The organism is Streptomyces sp. NPDC044704, assembly GCF_056433525.1.
This window is the reverse complement of record NZ_JBWKGY010000012.1, coordinates 74,419-93,684: the sequence shown is the minus strand read 5'-3', so window position 1 is coordinate 93,684 and position 19,266 is coordinate 74,419. Positions and strand designations below refer to the sequence as shown.

Sequence of the window (19,266 nt, the reverse complement as noted above, 5' to 3'; positions counted from 1 at the left end):
GGCGAACTCCCCGTGGGTGGTGCGGTGGTGCCGTGGTGCGGCCGAGGGCGGCCGCGGCGTGTCGATCGGCCGCCAGTCTGCGGGCCGACCGCCACACGGGGAAAGCGCGGGGCGCGCGATATGTCAATGAGGGGCCCCTGGCGGCCCTCAGGGGCGCCAGGGGACGCGGTGTTCGGCGAGGTGGGCCGGACTCCGTCCGGTGTCAGGGGCGCCAGGGGATGCGGTGTTCGGCGAGGTGGGCCAGGACCGAGTGGTTCGCCTCCCAGCCGTCCGGGGCTGTGTTGGCCGCCGCCTTCGGCGGTGTGCCGGGCTCCGTCCGGTGTCAGGGGCGCCAGGGGATGCGGTGTTCCGCGAGGTGGGCCAAGACCGAGTGGTTCGCCTCCCAGCCGTCCGGGAACTTGACCGTCACTCCGAGCTGGACGGGTTCCGTCGACGGGTGCGCGTCCAGGAGGTCCGCTATGCCCGCCCGGGCCACGACCACGCAGGCGTGCCGGTGCCGTGAGGCCAGGACGCACAGGCGGCCCGTCTCCAGGTGGAACGCCGTCGCGTCGGGGCGGCCCGACAGGGGGTGCAGCACCACCGTGAGGTCGTACTCGCGGCCCTGGAGCCGGTTCGCGGTGTCCACCGTCACGCCGGACACGCCCAGCGCGGCCAGGGCCGTACGGACGGCCGCCGCCTGGTCGCGGTGCGCGGTGCCCACCGCGATCCGGTCCGCGGTGAGCGGGGACGGGTCCGGGGACTGCTCGTCGGTGGTGACCGCGCCCCGGTCCAGGGCCCGGCGGACCACCAGCGCCACCGCCCGGACCGCCTCCGGGTCGGTGCGCGGGGTGTGCCGCGCGGGCAGCTCCAGCAGCCCCCAGCCCGACTCGGCGGCCTCGTCCAGCACGCGGTCCGGGCCCGAGCCGTCGCCCGCGACCCCGTACGAGAGCCGCCGGTCGCCGTGGTCCGTACCGCTGCGGAACCGGCTGTACGGGTAGAAGGCGCGCGAGACCAGCGGCGCGGCCGTCGCCGGGAGCCGCCAGGACACCGGCAGCCGGTGCTGCGGCAGCCCCGGGTTGTGCGCCAGCAGCGTGGACACCGCCGACGCCGAAGGGTCGTACGACAGGCCCGCCCACTGCTCGGCGCCGACCACGCTGAACGGGTCCAGCTGGCCCGGGTCGCCCACGAACAGCGCCCGGTCGAACAGCCCCGCCACGGCCAGCAGCGCGTCCGAGCGCATCTGGTACGCCTCGTCCACGATCGCGTGTTCCCACGGCTCGGTGTCCTTGACGTACGCCCACTTCGCCGCCGTGGACAAGGTGATGGGCAGCTCCGCCAGGTCGCCCGGCTTCGAGGACAGGGTGACCGACGGCAGCTCGCGCAGCGCCGGGTCGTAGGCGTCGCCGTCGCTGCTGTGCAGCCGGCCCACCTTCAGCTCCGGGTCCTTGTCGTGCAGCCGCAGCACCAGGTCGTCGACCTGGGCGTTGGTCTGCGCGACCACCATCAGCCGGCGCCCGGCGGCGGCCAGCTCCCGCGCGGCGCGCACCACCAGCGTGGACTTGCCGGCCCCGGGCGGGGAATCCACCACCACGCCCCGCTCGGTGCCGTGCAGGGTGTCGTGCAGGATGGCGGCGGTCGCCTGGGCGGCGGCCGCGCCCGGGTCGAAGGCGGTCAAAGGAGGTCCTCGTCGGTCACGGCGTCGGGCAACATTCCGGCGGGGGCGGCGGGCGCGGACCCGGGCGGGCCCCCGTGCGTCCACGGCGTGTTCTCGGGGTCGGGCAGCTTCGGGCCGCCGCGCGCGTCGTGCTCGAACAGCGTCCAGCACAGCCGGTCGCCCTTCTCCGGCACCGAACCCGGCTCCGGGTCCCGGCCGCGGCCCATCTTGTCCAGCAGGCGCAGCACGATCCGCCCGTCCTCGTCCCGGCGGACGAACAGGGCCGTCTGCGGGCGCCCGTCCAGCGAGCGGTACACCTTCCCGCCGCCCTCGTCCGCGAGCTGGGGCAGGTCCTCCGTCGCCACCGTCACCAGCGGGCGCGGACTGGGCCGCTTCGAGTCAGTCCACTCCATCACCACCTCGGTGACCTCACCGGCGAAGGCCTCGCCGGACAGCCGCCGGCCCGCCATGACGAGCGGGTCGTCCAGCGCCTCCTGGGCGTCGAGGCGGACCTGTTCGGTCTCCCGCGTGGCGAGCTTCTGGGCGGCCGTCACCGCGTCGTCGCGGCGCGGCTGCGGGGGTTCGCCCGCGCGGACGCGGTCCCGGTGCCCGGTGTAGGACCAGCGGTCGCGGGTCCAGCGTTCCCCGGTCCGCTCGCCCGGCGGCAGGGCCCGGACGAGGTCGAGGGCGTCCCACGTCTGCCGCCAGGCGTTCTCCATCTGGGAGACGACCAGGGCGCGGACGGCCTCCTCGGCCCTGCGCACGGCCGCCGCGTCGCGCGGCCCGTCCCCGCCGCGGGCCGCGTCGTAGCGCGAGATCGCGGGGGCCAGCAGCGTGTTGTCGAACGCCGGGTCGGTGGCGGGGCCCGCCGGGGGGACGAGCAGCCGGCCGTCGCCGTCCCGGGCGAGTTCCGCGCGCAGGGCCCACTCCGCGCCCGTCTCGCCGGCCGGCGGGTCGATCCAGCCGAGCAGGGCGCCGAGGTGCTGGTCCTCCAGGTTGCTCTGGCCGGTGGCCCAGTGCCGGGACAGCAGGTCCGTCGCCGACAGCAGCATCGAGGAGCCGGGCACCCGGGAGCGTTCGGCGAGGTGCGTGAACCAGCGGCCGAGCATCGGTACCTGCGAGGGCGCCGGGTACGGGTTCTCCGGGTCCTCCTCGGCGGTGCGGCGGAACCGCATGGAGCGGCCGAGCAGGCGCACGTACTCGATGCCCGCCCGGCTGGGCACGATCAGCTGGGGCGCGTCCACGCACAGCTCGGTCTCGACCTTGACCCGCTTGCCGCTCTCCGGGTCGGTCTCGGTGCGCTCGGCGGGTTCGACGGTGTCCGCGTACGCGTCGATGTGGGCCAGCACGTGGACGGCCAGGTCGGCCAGGAACGCCCAGCGCAGGTCCCGGTCGCGCGGCTGGGGTATCACGAAGATCCGCGGGTCGTGCCGGTCGGTGCCCAGCATCGCGCCGAGCGGGGCGCCGGCCTCACCCGCGGTGGTCAGCGGCACGAAGACCATCGGGCGCTCGCCGAGGTGGCGGTGCCGGACGGTCGCGAGGGGCTGGGCGCGGCCCGCGCGGACCGCCTCCAGCCGGGCCAGGGTGCTCAGCAGGGGCATTCGGGTGTCTCCGGGGCGTGGTGCGGGGGACGGGCGGCGGCCTGCTCCAGCGCCTCGGCGCGCAGCCGGGACGCGTGGTGCAGCGCGGCCGCGGCGGGATCGTCGGCGGGGCCCGCCCCGGAGGCCGCAGCGAGGGCCGCCCCGACGGTGGTCAGCCCGCCCAGTTCGCCCCGTACGGAACGGCCCAGCGCGCCCGGGTCGCCCGCCGCGCGGGACCGCTCGCGGCAGTGGAAGGCCAGCTCGCAGGCGGCCAGGCACTCGGGGGCGTAGGCGGCGGTGACGGCGGAGACGGCCCGGTCGAGCTCCTCGGAGGTCCGGGCCGGATCGAAGCAGAGCCCCTCGGGCAGGTCCGCGGCGAGGTCCTCGACGCGGGTCAGCCGCTCCAGCTGGCGCCGGGTCACGGAGTGTTCCCGGCGGACGTCGACCAGGGCGGCGGTGGGCTGGTTGGAGAAGTCCTTCGGGCAGACGAGCACGATCCGGTGTCCGACCTCGGCCCCGGCCAGCTTGGCGGCGGTCTGCTCCAGGGCCAGGACGTACACGGCGGCCTGCCGGGCGGCCGCCCCCACCTTCGCGGCGTCGGCCGACCCGTCGATCATCGGGAACGACTTGATCTCCACCACGGTCCAGCGGCCGTCGGGGTGCACCACGACGGCGTCCGGCTCCAGGTAGGCGGGGGTGCCCGCCACCTCCAGGGCCAGCATCGGATGGTCGAGCAGCGTCCACGCCCCCGCGGCGGTGGCCTCGCGCAGCGCGAGCGCGGTACGGGCGGCGCGGCCCTCGGGTCCGGCGGCGGTGAGGTCGGGGACGAGGGCGTCCGGGCCGGGCGGTTCGGCGCTCCCGCCGAGGCGGTCGTGGACCAGCCGCAGCAGTTCGGCCCCGCCGTCGCCCTTGACCTTGGCCTCGAAGGAGTTCCCGCGGACGATGGCGAACTGCGACTGGCCGAAGGAGGCGGGTGAGCCGAGGGCCGCCGCGAGGGCCGTCTTGTCCACGCCCGCGCCGTCGAGCAGGGCCCGTCTGCCGCAGCCGGGGTTGGCGGCGAGGGCGGCGAGCGCCCGGGCGTCGAGCGGGCGGGGCGGCACGGCGGGGCCGCGCAGGTCAGCGAGCCGCTGCCGCAGTGTCGTCTTCTGCGGTGTCGTCGGCGGGCGGCCGCTGGGCGGGTAGGAGCTCACGGGCGGAAGTGTCCCATCCGCCACCGACAATCGGGGACTTACCGCGGAATCCGGCCGCTCGTCCCGCGATGACCGGCTCGGTGACCGGCTCGTCGGCGGGCCCAGTGGCGGTCTCGGTGGCGGTCTCGGCGGCGGGCCGGACGACGGCCTGCGGCGCCGCCCGGCGCGCGAGCAGCCACCGGGCGACGAGCGCTCCGGCGCCCATCACGGCCGCCCCGGCCGCGGCGTCCAGGAAGTAGTGGTTGGCGGTGCCCATCACGACGAGCGTCGTGAGCAGCGGGTAGGCGGCGCCCAGCACCCGCACCAGCGGGGTGCGCGCGTGCCGCCACAGCAGGACCCCGCACCACAGCGCCCACCCGACGTGCAGGCTCGGCATCGCCGCGTACTGGTTGGTGAAGGAGCCGAGCCCGCGCGGGGCGCTGGCCTCCCCGCCCCACCAGCCGTACGCGCTGAACTGGGCCATCGTGTCCGTGAACCCGTACGAGGCGTCGAGCAGCCGGGGCGGGCAGGTGGGCATCAGGGCGAAGCCGACGAGCCCGAGCAGGGTGGACGCCACCAGCCAGGTCCGGGCGGCGGCGTAGTGGCCGGGCCGGCGGTGGTAGAGCCAGACCAGCACGGCCGGGGTGACCAGGTAGTGCAGGGAGGCGTACACGAAGTCGGCGGGTATGCCGAGGATCCCGGACCGGGAGAAGAGGTGGTTGAGGGGTCTTTCGAAGTCGATCCCCAGCAGTTCCTCGGCGCGAAGGATCGCGAGTCCGTGATCGACGGCGAGACCGACGTCGCCCCGGGCCAGGAGCCTGCCGCCCGAGTAGGCGCCGTAGACGAGAGCCAGGAGCAGCAGTTCCGCCCACCATCGCGTGGGCCGCCGTCGATTGGTCATACGGTGTATGACGCTGCTGGGACGGGAGGAGTTGCCCGCTGTTCATGTGATGGATGATGTACGGACGAAGGATTCGCCCGAACCGGAGCGAACCCCCATGGACCGGGAGAAACTCACATGGCCCCCCGCATCCTGCTGGCCCGCCACGGCCAGACGGCTTGGTCGCGACTCGGCAAGCACACCGGGCACACCGACGTGCCGCTGCTGGAGGAGGGCAGGCAGGGCGCGAAGCAGCTCGGCGAGCGCCTCGCCCGGGAGCCCTGGGCGGGACTGCGCGGCGTGGAGGTCCGCACCAGCCCGCTGGTCCGTGCGAGCGAGAGCTGCGACCTGGCCGGCTTCGGGCTCCAGGCGGAGCCCTGGGACACCCTGATGGAGTGGGACTACGGCGACTACGAGGGCATGACCCCCGCCGAGATCCAGGCGGTCCGGCCGGGCTGGCTGATCTGGCGCGACGGGGTCCCCGGAGGCGAGTCCGTGGCCGACATCGCGGCCCGCGCGGACGAGGTCGTCACCTGGGCCCGCTCGGCGGAGCGCGACGTCCTGGTCTTCGCCCACGGCCACATCCTGCGCACCCTCGCCGCCCGCTGGCTCGGCTTCGAGGCCTCCTTCGGCGCCCGCATCCGGCTGGACCCGACCTCCCTGTCCGTCCTGGGCTGGGCGTACGGGGCCCCCGCGCTGGAGCGCTGGAACGACACCGGCCACCTGGACGGCTAGGGCCTGTCGTCAAACTCCCGTCGTCGCCCGGAGGGCGGCCCTGCGGCGTCTGGTGCGTGCTCTCGGTGCGCCGGGCGGAAGCCCGCGTACTGGACGTACTTGGCTTTCGCCCGGTGCGGCGAGAGCGCGTGCCAGGCGTCGCGGGGCAGACGGGAGTTTGACGACAGGCCCTAGGGGCGTGACCGGGGTCAGGTCGACGCGTGCCGGGTCAGGAAGGCGCCCACGCGCGGCGAGCGCTGGTGCGGGACCAGGATCCGGGCCGTGCCCGCGACCATGGACCGGATCCGGGTCGACTGGACCTCGGTGAGCAGGTCCAGGACGCGGCCGCCCGCCCAGGCGGCCTCGTCGGGCGCCCCCGCGCGGGCCAGGTCGTCGGCCAGCTCGGCCGTGTAGAGGGCCACGTTCCGCGCGAAGTGCGGGTCCTGGAGGTCGGCGGCGCGGCGGGCGTGCCGGGCCGCCCGCGCGTACTCGCCGAGCGACGCCCAGCACCGGGACTCCAGCGATTCCAGTTCGGCCTCGCCGAAGAAGGACATCCACTCCGGATCGGCCGCCGACGGGCCCCGCGAGAACTCGACGTGCGCCCGGGACAGGGCGTCCTCACAGGCCCTGCGGTCACCGAGTCCCGACCAGCCGCCCGCCTCCCGCAGCGCCAGCAGCGACAGCAGCCGGGGGGAGCCGAGCGAGCGGGCCGCGCGCCGGCCCGCCTGCGCGGCCCGTACCGACTCGCGCGGCCGGCCGCAGTCCCGGGCCAGGAAGGCCATGTTGCTGAACGCGTGCGCCTCCAGCCCGGGGTCGCCCGCGACCCGGGCGGTGGCCAGCGCCTCCGCGTAGTGCGAGCGGGCGTCCTCGAAGCGGCCCGAGTCATGGGCCAGCCAGCCCACCGAGACGGCCAGTTCCCCGGCGCCCGCGTGCAGCCGGTCCTCGGTGGACTGCCGGGAGGCCCCCGCGTCGAGCAGGGCGTACGCGGTCCGCAGGGGTCCGGCCGCACGCCGGTAGAGGGCGTCCGCGCCGTGCCGGTCGTCCAGGAGCCGGATCTGGCGCACCGCGTCCTCGACGGCGGCCGCCTCGGCCTCGCCGGCGCGGGAAGGGAGCCGGCGGGTGTCGCCGAGCAGGGTGAGGCTGAGCGTCGCGGCCGCCACGGTCGCGGAGCCGCCCGCCATGAACGCGCGACGCAGCACGTCGCTCTCCTTGGAACGGTGGATGAGGTGGGTGAGGGCGGGCGGTTCGGGGACGGCGCGCTGCGCGGACCTTCCGCGTACCGTCTCGCGGGGGGAGAAGCCGAGGTCGGCCAGGGTGCGGCCGGGGAACATGTGCAGGAAGACCCGCTCGTAGGCGTAGTTGGGGCAGCGGATCTCGCCCGACTCGACCCGGCCGATGTAACGGGCGTCGCAGGAAACCGTTTCGCCGATCTCCCGCGCGGCCCGGCGCACCATGGCCGCGAACTCGGCCGGGGAGTGAGCTCCGCGCAGGCGCCGGAAGGAGGAGTTGGGTGAGTGGGGGGACGCCGCCATGGACGTGGCCTCTCTGGACAAGCTCGGCAATCTCAGTGGATCCCGGTTGTACTCGCCCGGTGAAGGGCTCCGGCGCGCATGAACGTACCGCCAGCGAGGGCCCGTTCACGCGATGTTTGGCTACAAAACGGATATCTCACCCGCGATCCGCCATGAACTGCCATCCTTTGCGGCGTCTTGCCGCCGCACCTGTTGACGCGCCCGTGCGTTGAACCCATGCGGATACGGATCGAGGAGGGGTTCCCTTGGCGGAGGCCGGCATGGACAACACTGGAACGAACACCGCGCCCGAGCCCGGCGCGACCGCGGTCGAGGCCCCCGACCTGGTGACCGTGCCCGCCCGGCAGGGACTGGAGGCCGTCGACATCATCCGGCGCGGCGCCGGTCTCGCCGCCCCCGGCGTCGGCCCCGTCCTGCACGACGGCTCCGGCGGAACCCTCGGCTTCCTCGTCCCGCCCGGCACCGCCGACGCGTGGGACCTGCCCGGCAGCGCCTGTACCCAGACCAACGGACGCGGCATGCGCTTCGGCGACGCCGCCTCGCCCGCCCCGGGCCTGTGCTTCGGCGACGCCGCCTCGCCCACCGCGGGCGTCACCGGCTGGCTGCTCCCGCCCGATGCCGTCGGGCCGGTCACCGACCCGGCGGTGCTGCGCGCCGCGCTCGGCGAGGCCGCCCGGCTCATCGAAGCGGCCGACAACTGTCGCTGAGGCGTTGACCAGCCATAATGGTGGCGTGGCAGGCAAGGGCAAAGGCAAGGGCAGTAGGGGCGGCGGCGGCCCGCGCGGGGGCGCGGAGCCCGTCACCGGGCAGGTGGGCGGCGGTCTGGCGGAGCTGGCGCCCGACCGCGAGCGCTCCCGCGCCTGGACCCTGCTGATCGACGGAGCCCCCCAGTCCCACGTGGACCTGGACGACCCCGGGTACCTGGACTTCTCGTACCAGCGCCGGATCGGGCACCTGATCGACCTCGTCGCGCCCGCCCGGCAGCCCCTGAACGTGGTGCACCTGGGCGGCGGCGCCTTCACCCTGGCCCGCTACACCGCCGCCGCACGCCCCCGCTCCACCCAGCAGGTCGTCGAGATCGACGGCGCCCTGGTGGCCTTCGTACGCGAACACCTGCCGCTGGACCCCCAGGCGCGGATCCGGGTCCGGGCCGTGGACGCCCGGGCGGGCCTGGCCAAGGTCCCCGACGGCTGGGCCGACCTCGTCATCGCCGACGTCTTCAGCGGCGCCCGCACCCCGGCCCACCTGACCAGCACCGAGTTCCTGGACGACGTACGCCGGGCCCTCGCGCCCACCGGCTGGTACGTGGCCAACCTCGCGGACGGTCCGCCGCTGACCCACCTGCGGAGCCAGATCGCCACGGCCGCCTCCCGGTTCGCGGAGCTGGCGCTGGCGGCCGACCCGGTGGTGTGGCGGGGGAAACGCTTCGGCAACGCGGTGCTCGTCGCCGCCGACCGGGAACTGCCGGTCGCCGAGTTCACCCGGCGCGTGGCGAGCGACCCGCACCCCGGGCGGGTGGAACACGGCCGGGCCCTCGCCGACTTCACGGGTGGCGCCGCCCCCGTCGGGGACGCCTCGGCGGTCGCCTCGCCGCAGCCGCCGCCCTCGGTGTTCCGGTAGGGAGCTTTCCGGTAGGGAGCCTTCGGGCGGGCCGGTTCAGCGCTCGTCGAACTCGACGCGCGGGGCGGTGTCGTGCCAGGTGCAGAACACCGACGACTCCCGCCCGTCCCGGGTGAAGGTGACCCGGATCCACACGTCCTGCTTCCACACCTGCATCCGCCAGCCGGCCTCCGGCGTCGCCGACACCAGCTCCGCCGAGGCGGTCCCGAGGTCGAAGACGACCCGGCCGCCCGTGACCGAGTACCCCTTGACCCGGCCGCTCGTGTCCGGCCCCCGCGACGGCCCGGAGCCGGCCGGCGGCGGGGACTTCGGCTTCGCCGCCGGGGCGGAGTCCGAAGGGGCGGAGTCCGAAGGGGCGGAGTCCGACGGAGAAGCCGACGCGGAGGGCGTCGCGGACGGCGAAGGCGAGGACGACGGCGAAGCCGACGGAGACGGGGAACCCGGCGGTTCCGCGCCCTGCGTCGAGGACGACAGCGGCAGCGTCGTCAGGGGAACGGCGAGCGGAGGATCGTAGGCCGTCCCGGACATGACGGTGCGCACGCCCCACCACGACAGGGTCACGGCCGCGGCGGTCGCCAGGATCCAGGCCATGGCGTGTACAAGTCCTCGTCGCATCAGGGGACATCCTGCACCACCCGCCCAACAGGTGGCCCGCCACCTCCCGGGGTCCCCCGAATGGACTACCGTGCGGCCATGGCTAGTGTGCTCGTGGTCGAGGACGACCAGTTCGTACGTTCCGCCCTGATCCGGCACCTGACCGAGGCCTCCCACACCGTGCGGAGCGTCGGCACGGCCCTGGAGGCGCTGCGCGAGGTCGCCCACCACCGCTTCGACGTGGTGATACTCGACCTCGGCCTGCCCGACCTCGACGGAGCCGAGGCGCTGAAGATGCTCCGCGGCATCACCGACGTGCCCGTCATCATCGCCACCGCGCGCGACGACGAGGCCGAGATCGTCCGGCTCCTCAACGACGGCGCCGACGACTACCTGACCAAACCCTTCTCCGTCGAGCACCTCTCCGCCCGGATGGCCGCCGTCCTGCGCCGTGCCCGCGCCGCCGGCGCCGAACCCCCCTCGCGCGTGCTGCGCGTCGGCGGACTCGCCATCGACCCGCTGCGCCGCCAGGCCGAACTCGACGGGGCCGTCCTCGACCTCACCAGGCGCGAGTTCGACCTGCTGGCCTTCCTCGCCGGACGGCCCGGGGTGGTCGTCGCCCGCCGCGAACTGCTCGCCGAGGTGTGGCAGCAGTCGTACGGCGACGACCAGACCATCGACGTGCACCTGTCCTGGCTGCGCCGCAAGCTCGGCGAGACCGCCGCCAGCCCCCGCTACCTCCACACGCTGCGCGGCGTGGGCGTCAAGCTGGAGCCGCCGGCGTGAGATGGGCCCTGGTCAAGGTGTGCCTCGCGGTCACCGTGATGGTGGTCGTCGCCTTCGCCGTCCCGCTGGGCATGGTCGTCCAGGAGATGGCCAGCGACCGGGCCATCTCCAACGCCGAACGGCAGGCCGCCACCATGGGGCCCACCCTGTCCATCACCACCGACCCGGTGCAGCTGCGCAAGGCCGTCGAATCCACGCAGATGGGCGCCTCCGGACGGATGGCCGTCCACGTGCCCGCCATCGGCGCCGCCGCCCCCGTCGACATCGGCGACGGCTGGGCGGGCGCGGCCGTCGTGGCCGAGGTCCGCGGCCTCGGCCGGGCGACGACCGCCCACGTCACCGGCGGGGACTACGCCGTGCTCCAGCCCACCGCCCTCGGCTCCGGGGACATCGCGGTGATCGAGATCCTGGTCCCCGAGAACGAGGTCAGCAACGGGGTCACCACCGCCTGGCTCGTCCTCGCCGGCGTCGGCCTCGCCCTGATCGTCGGCTCCGTCGCCGTCGCCGACCGGCTCGGCGCCCGCCTGGTGCGGCCCGCCGAACGGCTCGCGGACGCCGCGCACCAGCTGGGGGAGGGGCGGCTCGGGGCACGGGTGCCCGAGGACGGCCCCAAGGAACTCCGCTCGGCGGCCGTCGCCTTCAACTCGATGGCCGACCAGGTCGTGGAACTCCTCGCCAACGAACGGGAACTCGCCGCCGACCTCTCCCACCGGCTCCGCACGCCCCTGACCGTGCTGCGGCTCAACGCGGCCTCGCTCGGCGACGGTCCCGCCGCCGAACACACCCGGGCCGCCGTGGAACAGCTGGAGCGGGAGGTCGACACGATCATCCGTACCGCCCGCGAACAGCGGCCCGCCTCCCAGGGGCTGGCCGGCGCGGCCGCCGGCGCGGGCGCCGGGTGCGACGCCTCCGAGGTGATCCGCGACCGGATGGGCTTCTGGTCGGCGCTCGCCGAGGACGAGGGCCGCGAGGTCCGGCTCGCCGGCGTGGACCGCGTCGTACGGGTCCCCGTCGCCCGGCCCGAGCTCGCCGCCGCCCTCGACGCCATGCTCGGCAACGTCTTCCGGCACACCCCCGAGGCCACCCCCTTCGCCGTCGACGTCCACGACGCGGGGGACGCCGTCATCGTCCTCGTCTCCGACGCGGGACCCGGCATAGCCGATCCGGACGCCGCCCTGCGGCGCGGCAACGACGGCGGCCGCGACGGCTCGACCGGACTCGGCCTGGACATCGTGCGCCGCGTCGCGGAATCCACGGGCGGTGACGTCCGGCTGGGCCGCTCGGTGCTCGGCGGGACCGAGGTACGGGTGTGGATCGCCCTGGACGACCGGGCCCGCGGCGGGGACCGCGGCGCCTCGGGACGGCGTGGCCGGCGCAAACGGCGGGGCAACTGACGTACCCCGGGGGCGCGCCTCGTGGGAGGCAAGTCCGCAGGTCGGTACGGTCCGCCCCATGGACACCCTCATCTTCGGCGGCCTCCTCGCCACCCTGATCGCCATGTACCGGGAGACGTCCCGGGCGGTGGTGCTCGCTGCCTGGTGGGTCGTGCTGCTCGCCGTGGTCCTGCTGACGGCGCACCACGTCACCGGCGGCCTCGCCCTCACCCTGAGCTACTGACCGTGGTCACGATGAGCACCCTCGCCCCCGAGACCCAGCGCGACAGCGGACTGCTGGGGCGGGCCCAGTACTGGTTCGCGTGCACCTTCGCCGTCGGCTGGACGGCCGTCGTCTGCGGCGGGCTCTTCTACCAGTTCGGCCTGCACGAGTTCCCCTGCCCGCTCTGCATCGTGCAGCGGATGTTCATGCTGCTGGCCGCGCTCGGGGCGGCGTACATCATCCGCACCGCGCTGTGGACCGGAACGGTGACCTCCCGGCACTACATGACGGGGTGGGGCCTGGCACTGATCGCCTCGACCGGAGGGTCCTTCGCGGCGTGGCGGCAGACGATGCTGCACGTCCTGCCGGGCGACAAGGGCTACGGCAGCGAACTGTTCGGGCTGCACCTGTACGTGTGGGCGTGGCTCCTCTTCACCGCCTCGGTCCTCGCGATCGGCGTCGTCCTCGCCTTCGCCCACGTGACGGCCGACCGCGCCGTCCCGGCGAACATCCCCGGCCGGTACCGGATCGTGGGGACGGCCGCCCTCGGCTTCCTCGGGCTGGTGATCATCGCCAACCTGGTGGCCGTCTTCCTGGAGGAGGGCTTCCACTGGTTCCTGCCGGACGACCCGACCCGCTACCAGTTCTTCCACGACATCGGCGTCCTCGGCTAGGAGGTGCCGCGCGGGCCCGGACGGGGGCGCAGATGTTGCCGCGTCCCCGTCCCGCACGGAGTGTGGGCGTGACGGAAGGAGCCGCGCATGAGAGTCATGCTCCGCGCCCACATGGACACCGCTGCCACCAACGAGGGCATCAAGACCGGATCCCTGCCGCAGACCATCAAGAAGCTGATGGACACGGTCAAGCCGGAGGCCGCCTATTTCGGACTGCACGAGGGCGTGCGGTCCTGCTGGATGGTCTTCGACCTCAAGGACAGCTCGCTGATGCCGTCCCTGGTGGAGGACCTCTTCCTCCAGTTCAACGCCGAGGTCGAGGTCGCCCCCGTCATGAACGCCGAGGACCTGGCGAAGGGGCTCGCCGCGATGAGCGGCGGCCGGTGAGGGGCAGCGGCTGGTTCGGTCGGCGGCGGTCGGTGAGGGGCTTTCAGGCGGGGTTGAACCGGTCCCGGCCGGCCGTCGCGAGGGCCAGCGCCGCCGAGACGGTCACCGCCGCGCACGAGACGGCGAACGCGGCCCGGTAGCCGTACGCCGCCGCCAGCGGCCCCGCCACCGCGGCGGCCAGGGCCTGCCCCACGATGAGGCCACTGCCCACCACCGTCATGGCCTCGCCCATCCGCTCCGCCGGGCCGACCCGCTCCACCAGCCCGAACAGGGCGATGAGGTGCGGGGCGACGGCCAGCCCGATACCGGCGACCGCGAGGGCGGCCCCGGCCGGCCCGGACACCGCGAGGAGCGGCAGCGTCAGCACCGCCTGGATCCCGATCGAGCGGCGCAGCCGCACGGTCAGGTCGGCCGCGCCCGGCCGGGCCACGGTCGCGAGCCCGGCGAGGGAGCTGGTCACCGCCATCGCGGCCCACACCAGCCCCGCCGTGCCCGGCCGGCCCAGCGCGGCGGCGAGCGCGTTGACGCCCGTGTTGGCGCCGCTCCACGCCGCGCCCTGGAGCGAAGCCATGGCGAACAGCAGGACCAGGCCCGGCGACCACAGCCGTACGCGGGACCGCCCGGCCGCTGCCGCGACCGGCCCCGGCGCGGTCGGGTGTACGGCGAACAGGGTTCCGAACACCAGGATCAGGACGGCCGCCAGGACCAGCGCCGAGGCCGGGTGCACCGTCATCGCGAGGATCCCGGCCAGTGCGGGCCCGACCATGAAGCCGACCTCGTCCAGGGTGGTGTCGAAGGACAGCGCGGAGCCGAGCAGGGCCTTGTTCCCCCCGACCAGGCGGGCCCAGCGGACCCGCGCCAGCGGACCGACCTGGGGGACGGTCAGCCCGGCCGCCACGGCCAGTCCCGTCCGGGCCGCCAGGGGCAGCCCGCCGAGGACGGCGGCGACCAGGGCGGTCAGGACGGCCGCGTTCGCGGCGCAGGCCGTGAGCAGCACCGGACGGTGGCCGCGCCGGTCGGCGAGCCGCCCGATGACCGGGCCGCCCAGGGCCTGGCCCAGCCAGAGCGCGGCCGCGACGGTGCCGGCGTCGCCGATGCCGTCGCGCTGGTTGACGAGCAGCAGGGTTCCGATGGGGCAGAGCGCGGCGGGCAGCCGCGCGAGGAACGCGAAGACGGGCAGGGCGGGGCCGCCGAGCGCGAACACCCCGCGGAAACCGCTCGGGGCGGGGGTGGGGGCGGGGCCGGGGCCGGGGGTCTGTGCGGGTGTCCGCGGGGGGTCGGGGAGGCGTGAGGGGTCGGGGGTGCGCGGGGGGTCGGGGGTGCGTGAGGGCGTGTGGTCGGGCATGGGCGGGCAACCTCCAGCCGCACGCCGACCCTCCCGTGTCTCCGGCGCGCGTCGTTGCCCGTTGGGCGGCACGGTAGTGCGGGAACGGGAGCCCCGGTAGCCCCCGTGCGGGGCGCGATCCGGCGTGATCAGGCGGGATCCGCGGAGTTCAGCCGGTGGGCCTGGGCCCGGCCGACCTCGGCGGCGCGGTGGAGGTAGTCGCCGATGACCGCCAGCTCGGCGTCGGAGTAGCGGTCCAGCACGGCGCCGAAGGCCCGGCCGGGCGTGTCCCAGGCGGCGTTGATCCGGTCGCGCGCGGCGGGGGCGAGGGCGACGAGGGAGCGGCGCCGGTCGTGCGGGTCGGCCTGCCGCTCGACGATGCCCGCCTTGACGAGCCGGTCGACGAGACGGGTGGCGGAGCCCGAGGTCAGGCCGGTCAGGCGGGCGATGTCACCGGTGGACACGGGACCCGGCTCCAGGCCGAGGAGGCCGACGCACTGGAGGTCGGTGGGGTGCAGGCCGACGTGGTCGGCCATCGCCTGGCTGAAGAGCGAGTAGTCGGCGTAGTGCCGCTGGCTCTCGGTGACGATGCGCGCGAGCAGCTCGGCGCGGCTCCACTCACCCGTACGGGGGGAATCGGTTGACATCGGTTTCTCCATGCCTCAGATTTAATTGCGTGACGCAGAGAATGTATCGCGCAGAGTCTGTGTCACGTACCCAGCTTACCGGGGTCCGTGTCATCGGCCCCCTCACCAGCAGGAGCTCAGCATGTCGATCCTCGTCACCGGCGGCCGCGGCGCCGTCGCCCGTCGCCTCACCGCACTTCTCGCCGAGCGCGGTGTCCCGTACCGCCTCGCCTCGCGCGAGCCGGACACCCCAGACGGGGTGCGCTGCGACCTGGCGGATCCCGATACCTTCCCGGCCGCCCTGGCCGGGGTCCGCTCCGTCTTCCTCTACGCCGAGGCCGCAGGCATCGACGCGTTCGTCCGGGAGGCGGGCGCCGCCGGGGTGGAGCACGTCGTCCTCCTGTCCTCCTCCTCGGTACTGAAGGAAGACGCCGCCGTGAACCCCCTGGCTGCCGCCCACCTCGCCGTCGAAGAGGCCCTGCTGGCCTCCCCGTTGCGCACCACCCTGCTGCGGCCGGGCGCCTTCTCGGCGAACGCCCGGGGCTGGTCCTGGTCCCTCAACTCCGGCCGGCCCGTCCGGCTGCCCTACCCCGGTGCCCATTCGGCCCCGATCCACGAGAGCGACATCGCCGAGGCCGCCCTCACCGTCCTGACCGACCCCGCCCGCGGGGGAGGCGCCCACACCCTGACCGGGCCGCATTCCCTGACGTTCGTGACCCAGCTCGCGATACTCGGCTCCGTCCTCGGCCGGACCCTGCCCTACGAGAGCGTCACCCCCGAGCAGTGGAAGGCCGATGTGGACGGCCACCTGCCCGGCCCCTACGCCGACGCCCTCCTCGGGTACTGGGAGGCCTCCGACGGCCTGCCCGCCGCCACCACCGACACCGTCGAGCAGCTCACCGGCCATCCGGCCCGGTCCTTCGAAACCTGGGCCGAGGACAATGCCGCCGCGTTCAACTAGCCCGCCGGGAGGCGGCGGAGGTCAGAGCGTGCCCGTCCGGGCCAGGCGGGCGTACCAGCGGGCGCTGGAGCGGGGGGTGCGGGTCTGGGTCTCGTAGTCGACGTGGACGATGCCGAAGCGCTTGCTGTACCCGTAGGACCACTCGAAGTTGTCCATCAGCGACCACAGGAAGTACCCGCCGACCGGGGCGCCGTCCCCGATCGCACGGTGGATCGCCGACAGGTGCTCGCGCAGGTAGCCGATGCGCTGCGGGTCGTGCAGGTCCGGGGCGTACGCGGCCCCGTTCTCGGTGACCAGCAGGGGCAGGCCCGGGGCCTCGGCGGTGAAGCGCATCAGCAGGTCGTAGAGGCCGGTCGGGTCCACCGACCAGTTCATGTCGGTCCGTTCGCCCGGGGGCTGGTGGAAGGCGATGCCGTCCGCCGCCGGCCAGGGGGAGTGCCCACTGGCCCCGTGTCCGTCGGCGCGGGGGCCGCCGGGGGAGGAGGCCGAAACCACCGTCGGGGTGTAGTAGTTCACGCCCAGGAAGCCCAGCGGCTGATGGATGAGGGCCTCGTCGCCCGGCCGGACGAAGGACCAGTCCGTCAGCGCCGCCGTGTCCGCGAGGAGGTCGTCGGGGTAGGCGCCGTGCAGCAGCGGGCCGGTGAAGACGCGGTTCGCGAGGGCGTCGATGCGGCGCCGCGCGTCCAGGTCACCCGCCGAGCCGGTCAGCGGCCGTACCGCGCTCGGGTTGAGCGCGATGCCCGTCCGGACCCCGGAGGGCAGGGCCGCCGCCGCCAGCCCGTGGGCCAGGTTCAGGTGGTGGGCGGCGCGCAGGGCATCGGCCGGGCTGGTGCGGCCGGGGGCGTGGACCCCGGAGGCGTAGCCGAGGAAGGCGCTGCACCAGGGCTCGTTGAGCGTGGTCCAGAGCCCGACCCGGTCGGCCAGGGCGTCCGCGACCGTCTCCGCGTACCGGGCGAAGGCGTGGGCCGTCTCCCGGGCGGGCCAGCCGCCGGCTTCCTCCAGGTGCTGTGGCAGGTCCCAGTGGTACAGGGTCACGCAGGGCGTGATCCCGTGGGCCAGCAGCTCGTCCACGAGAGCGTCGTAGAAACCGATCCCGCCCGACAGCACGCGCGGCCAGGACACCGAGAACCGGTACGCGCCCAGACCGAGTTCCGCCATCAGCGCGACGTCCTCGCGCCACAGCCGGTGGTGGTCCGTGGCCACGTCACCCGTGTCACCGCGGTGCACCTTGCCCGGAGTACGGCAGAACGTGTCCCAGATCGACGGCCCGCGCAGTCCGGCCGCGCCCTCGATCTGGAACGCGGCCGTGGCCGCCCCCCAGAGGAAGCCCTCCGGGAATCGCATGTCCCCCACGCCGTTCATCCCTTCACCGCTCCTTGCATGATGCCGCCCACGATCTGGCGGCCGAACACGACGAACACCAGCAGCAGCGGGAGCGTGCCCAGCAGCGCGCCCGCCATGATCACGGACTGGTCGGGGACGTAGCCCCGGCCCAGCCCCGTCAGGGCCACCTGTACGGTCGGGCTGCCGTTCTGGGTCAGCGCGACGATCGGCCAGAAGAAGTCGTTCCACGCCATCACGAAGGTCAGCATCCCGAGGACCGCCATCGCCGGGCGGGCCACCGGGAACACCACGTGCCACACCACCCGCAGCGAACCGGCCCCGTCGGTGCGGGCCGCCTCCACCAGCTCCATCGGCAGCGCCTGGGCCAGGTACTGACGCATGAAGAACACCCCGAAGGCGCACACCAGCGCGGGCAGGATCACCGCCTGGAGCCGGTCGGTCCAGGACAGCTCGGCGACCAGCATGTACAGCGGGACGACGCTCAGCTGCGGCGGGATCAGCATCGTCCCGACCACCAGCGACAGCAGCACCCGGTGCCCCCGGAACCGCAGCCGGGCGAAGGCGAAGCCCGCCAGCGTGGACAGCACCACGGTCGCGGCCGCGACGGTACCGGCGACGAGGACCGTGTTCAGCAGGGCGGTGCCCATGTTGGCGTCGGTCCAGGCGATCCGCAGGTTGCGGCCCAGGTTCCCGCCGAACCAGAACGGCGGCGGGGTCTGCGCCAGCCGCGTGCTGCTCCGGGACGCCGCGATCGCCGTCCACACCAGCGGGAACAGCGACCCGGCCGTGAACAGGGCGAGGACGACGTACGTCAGCCTCCCCGCGCGCAGTGAGTTCACCGGCCGGCCCCCCGTCCCCGCAGGAGCCGTGCGGCCCCCGCGATCAGCAGCAGCATCAGGAACATAGCCCAGGCGATCGCCGAGGCCCGTCCGAGATGGAGGTTCACCCAGCCCTGCTCGTACAGGTACAGCCCCAGCGTCTGGAACTGGTGGTCCGAGCCGCCCGTGGCGCCCGCCCCCGCGTTGAACAGCAGCGGCTCGCCGAACAGCTGCGTGGCCCCGATCGTCGAGACGACACACGTGAAGAAGATCGTCGGACGGAGCGAGGGCACCGTCACGTGGACGAACTGCTGCCACCGCGAGGCCCCGTCCAGGGCCGCCGACTCGTACAGCTCTCCGGGCACGGCCTGCATGGCCGCCAGGTAGATCAGCGCGTTGTAGCCCGTCCACCGCCACACCACGATCGCGGACACCGCCAGCTGGGAGGCCAGCGGCCCGTTCTGCCAGTCGACGGCACCGAAACCGACGGCCGACAGCGCCCAGTTGACCATCCCGTAGTCCCGGCCGAAGAGCAGCACGAACACGAGCGTCGCCGCGGCGACCGAGGTCGCGTACGGGGTGAGGACCACCACCCGGAAGAAGGCCGAGCCGCGCATCCTGTAGTTCAGCAGGTGGGCCAGCCCCAGCGCGATCGCCAGCTGCGGCACCGTCGACAGCAGCCCGATGGTGACCGTGTTGCGCAGGGCGTTCCAGAAGAAGGCGTCGTCCCACAGCCGGGTGAAGTTCCGCAGCCCCACCCACGTCATCGTGTCCGGATCGGTCAGCTCCACCTGGTGCAGCGCCGCCCAGCCCGTGTACAGCAGCGGGAACAGCCCGAAGGCGGCGAAGAAGAGGAAGAAGGGCGCCACGAAGGCGTACGGGCTCCAGCGCAGGTCCCACCGGTAGCGCCGCGAGCGCCAGACCTGCCTCCGGTCGGACCCCGGGCCCCCGGCCCCGGCCGTCCCCTTCCGCACACGGCGGGAGGGGACGGACGGGGCCAGTACGGCGGTCTCTTCCGTCACCGGGAC

20 protein-coding genes are annotated in these 19,266 nt (G+C 74.5%); 9 read left to right on the top strand and 11 right to left on the bottom strand.

Features of this window, described 5'->3' with window-relative positions; genetic code table 11:
• Positions 1–322 precede the first annotated feature (322 nt).
• From AC07B0_RS26650 to AC07B0_RS26635, 4 genes are read right to left on the bottom strand one after another with little or no spacing between them, the layout of a single operon-like run.
• Positions 323–1,654 carry an AAA domain-containing protein gene (locus tag AC07B0_RS26650; protein WP_356875439.1) on the bottom strand — a complete coding sequence of 444 codons (1,332 nt, stop codon included), beginning with the start codon at positions 1,652–1,654 and terminating at the stop codon, positions 323–325.
• Positions 1,651–3,234, bottom strand: coding sequence for a hypothetical protein (locus AC07B0_RS26645; protein ID WP_469381175.1), 1,584 nt, complete (start codon positions 3,232–3,234; stop codon positions 1,651–1,653). The genes AC07B0_RS26650 and AC07B0_RS26645 overlap by 4 nt, the downstream gene beginning before the upstream one ends.
• Positions 3,222–4,403 (bottom strand): hypothetical protein, encoded by a 1,182-nt coding sequence (locus tag AC07B0_RS26640; RefSeq protein WP_469381173.1) that lies wholly within the window; start codon positions 4,401–4,403, stop codon positions 3,222–3,224. Before AC07B0_RS26640 ends, AC07B0_RS26645 begins: the two co-directional genes overlap by 13 nt.
• On the bottom strand, positions 4,330–5,283 hold the full coding sequence (locus AC07B0_RS26635) for a phosphatase PAP2 family protein (RefSeq protein ID WP_469381171.1): 954 nt from the start codon (positions 5,281–5,283) through the stop codon (positions 4,330–4,332). Before AC07B0_RS26635 ends, AC07B0_RS26640 begins: the two co-directional genes overlap by 74 nt.
• Before the next feature lie 117 nt (positions 5,284–5,400).
• Between AC07B0_RS26635 and AC07B0_RS26630 the strand changes: the two genes are divergently transcribed.
• Positions 5,401–5,997 carry a histidine phosphatase family protein gene (locus tag AC07B0_RS26630; RefSeq protein WP_469381169.1) on the top strand — a complete coding sequence of 199 codons (597 nt, stop codon included), beginning with the start codon at positions 5,401–5,403 and terminating at the stop codon, positions 5,995–5,997.
• Positions 5,998–6,185: 188 nt separating this feature from the next.
• On the opposite strand, the gene AC07B0_RS26625 is transcribed toward AC07B0_RS26630, so the two are convergent.
• Complete coding sequence (locus AC07B0_RS26625) at positions 6,186–7,508, bottom strand: NsdA family TPR-like regulatory protein (protein WP_469381580.1); 1,323 nt, start codon at positions 7,506–7,508, stop codon at positions 6,186–6,188.
• Positions 7,509–7,768: 260 nt separating this feature from the next.
• Here AC07B0_RS26625 and AC07B0_RS26620 point away from each other — a divergent pair, with 260 nt between their 5' ends.
• Together AC07B0_RS26620 and AC07B0_RS26615 are read left to right on the top strand one after the other, a co-directional pair.
• Positions 7,769–8,215: a hypothetical protein gene (locus AC07B0_RS26620; protein ID WP_469381581.1), complete on the top strand. Its 447-nt coding sequence runs from the start codon at positions 7,769–7,771 to the stop codon at positions 8,213–8,215.
• Between the two features lie 25 nt (positions 8,216–8,240).
• Complete coding sequence (locus AC07B0_RS26615) at positions 8,241–9,128, top strand: spermidine synthase (RefSeq protein WP_356881282.1); 888 nt, start codon at positions 8,241–8,243, stop codon at positions 9,126–9,128.
• 36 nt (positions 9,129–9,164) lie between these two features.
• Here AC07B0_RS26615 and AC07B0_RS26610 read toward each other — a convergent pair whose 3' ends face one another.
• A complete protein-coding gene (locus AC07B0_RS26610; protein ID WP_478899064.1) occupies positions 9,165–9,743 on the bottom strand; it encodes a hypothetical protein in 579 nt (192 codons plus the stop codon).
• Positions 9,744–9,821: 78 nt separating this feature from the next.
• Between AC07B0_RS26610 and AC07B0_RS26605 the strand changes: the two genes are divergently transcribed.
• The 5 genes from AC07B0_RS26605 (at position 9,822) to AC07B0_RS26585 (ending at position 13,165) form a co-directional block, all read left to right on the top strand.
• Positions 9,822–10,508 carry a response regulator transcription factor gene (locus AC07B0_RS26605; RefSeq protein ID WP_281206476.1) on the top strand — a complete coding sequence of 229 codons (687 nt, stop codon included), beginning with the start codon at positions 9,822–9,824 and terminating at the stop codon, positions 10,506–10,508.
• Positions 10,505–11,902 carry a sensor histidine kinase gene (locus tag AC07B0_RS26600; protein ID WP_356881286.1) on the top strand — a complete coding sequence of 466 codons (1,398 nt, stop codon included), beginning with the start codon at positions 10,505–10,507 and terminating at the stop codon, positions 11,900–11,902. The genes AC07B0_RS26605 and AC07B0_RS26600 overlap by 4 nt, the downstream gene beginning before the upstream one ends.
• Positions 11,903–11,960: 58 nt before the next feature.
• The gene (locus AC07B0_RS26595) at positions 11,961–12,125 is read left to right on the top strand and encodes a DUF5993 family protein (RefSeq protein WP_356881288.1); all 165 of its coding nucleotides are present in this window, start codon (positions 11,961–11,963) and stop codon (positions 12,123–12,125) included.
• A gap of 11 nt (positions 12,126–12,136) precedes the next feature.
• A complete protein-coding gene (locus tag AC07B0_RS26590) occupies positions 12,137–12,778 on the top strand; it encodes a disulfide bond formation protein B (RefSeq protein ID WP_356881290.1) in 642 nt (213 codons plus the stop codon).
• Between the two features lie 87 nt (positions 12,779–12,865).
• Positions 12,866–13,165 (top strand): hypothetical protein, encoded by a 300-nt coding sequence (locus tag AC07B0_RS26585; RefSeq protein WP_356881292.1) that lies wholly within the window; start codon positions 12,866–12,868, stop codon positions 13,163–13,165.
• A gap of 43 nt (positions 13,166–13,208) precedes the next feature.
• Here the strand turns inward: AC07B0_RS26585 and AC07B0_RS26580 are convergent, their stop codons facing one another.
• Complete coding sequence (locus AC07B0_RS26580) at positions 13,209–14,510, bottom strand: MFS transporter (RefSeq protein WP_469381583.1); 1,302 nt, start codon at positions 14,508–14,510, stop codon at positions 13,209–13,211.
• A gap of 128 nt (positions 14,511–14,638) precedes the next feature.
• The gene (locus tag AC07B0_RS26575) at positions 14,639–15,136 is read right to left on the bottom strand and encodes a MarR family winged helix-turn-helix transcriptional regulator (protein WP_356881296.1); all 498 of its coding nucleotides are present in this window, start codon (positions 15,134–15,136) and stop codon (positions 14,639–14,641) included.
• 121 nt (positions 15,137–15,257) lie between these two features.
• Between AC07B0_RS26575 and AC07B0_RS26570 the strand changes: the two genes are divergently transcribed.
• Positions 15,258–16,076, top strand: coding sequence for an NAD(P)H-binding protein (locus tag AC07B0_RS26570; RefSeq protein WP_469381584.1), 819 nt, complete (start codon positions 15,258–15,260; stop codon positions 16,074–16,076).
• A gap of 21 nt (positions 16,077–16,097) precedes the next feature.
• Here AC07B0_RS26570 and AC07B0_RS26565 read toward each other — a convergent pair whose 3' ends face one another.
• From AC07B0_RS26565 to AC07B0_RS26555, 3 genes are read right to left on the bottom strand one after another with little or no spacing between them, the layout of a single operon-like run.
• Positions 16,098–17,438 (bottom strand): GH1 family beta-glucosidase, encoded by a 1,341-nt coding sequence (locus tag AC07B0_RS26565; RefSeq protein WP_478899063.1) that lies wholly within the window; start codon positions 17,436–17,438, stop codon positions 16,098–16,100.
• The gene (locus AC07B0_RS26560) at positions 17,435–18,259 is read right to left on the bottom strand and encodes a carbohydrate ABC transporter permease (RefSeq protein WP_467294217.1); all 825 of its coding nucleotides are present in this window, start codon (positions 18,257–18,259) and stop codon (positions 17,435–17,437) included. The genes AC07B0_RS26565 and AC07B0_RS26560 overlap by 4 nt, the downstream gene beginning before the upstream one ends.
• Positions 18,256–19,260, bottom strand: a complete 1,005-nt coding sequence (locus AC07B0_RS26555) for a carbohydrate ABC transporter permease (protein WP_478899062.1) — start codon at positions 19,258–19,260, stop codon at positions 18,256–18,258. The genes AC07B0_RS26560 and AC07B0_RS26555 overlap by 4 nt, the downstream gene beginning before the upstream one ends.
• Between the last annotated feature and the right edge of the window lie 6 nt (positions 19,261–19,266).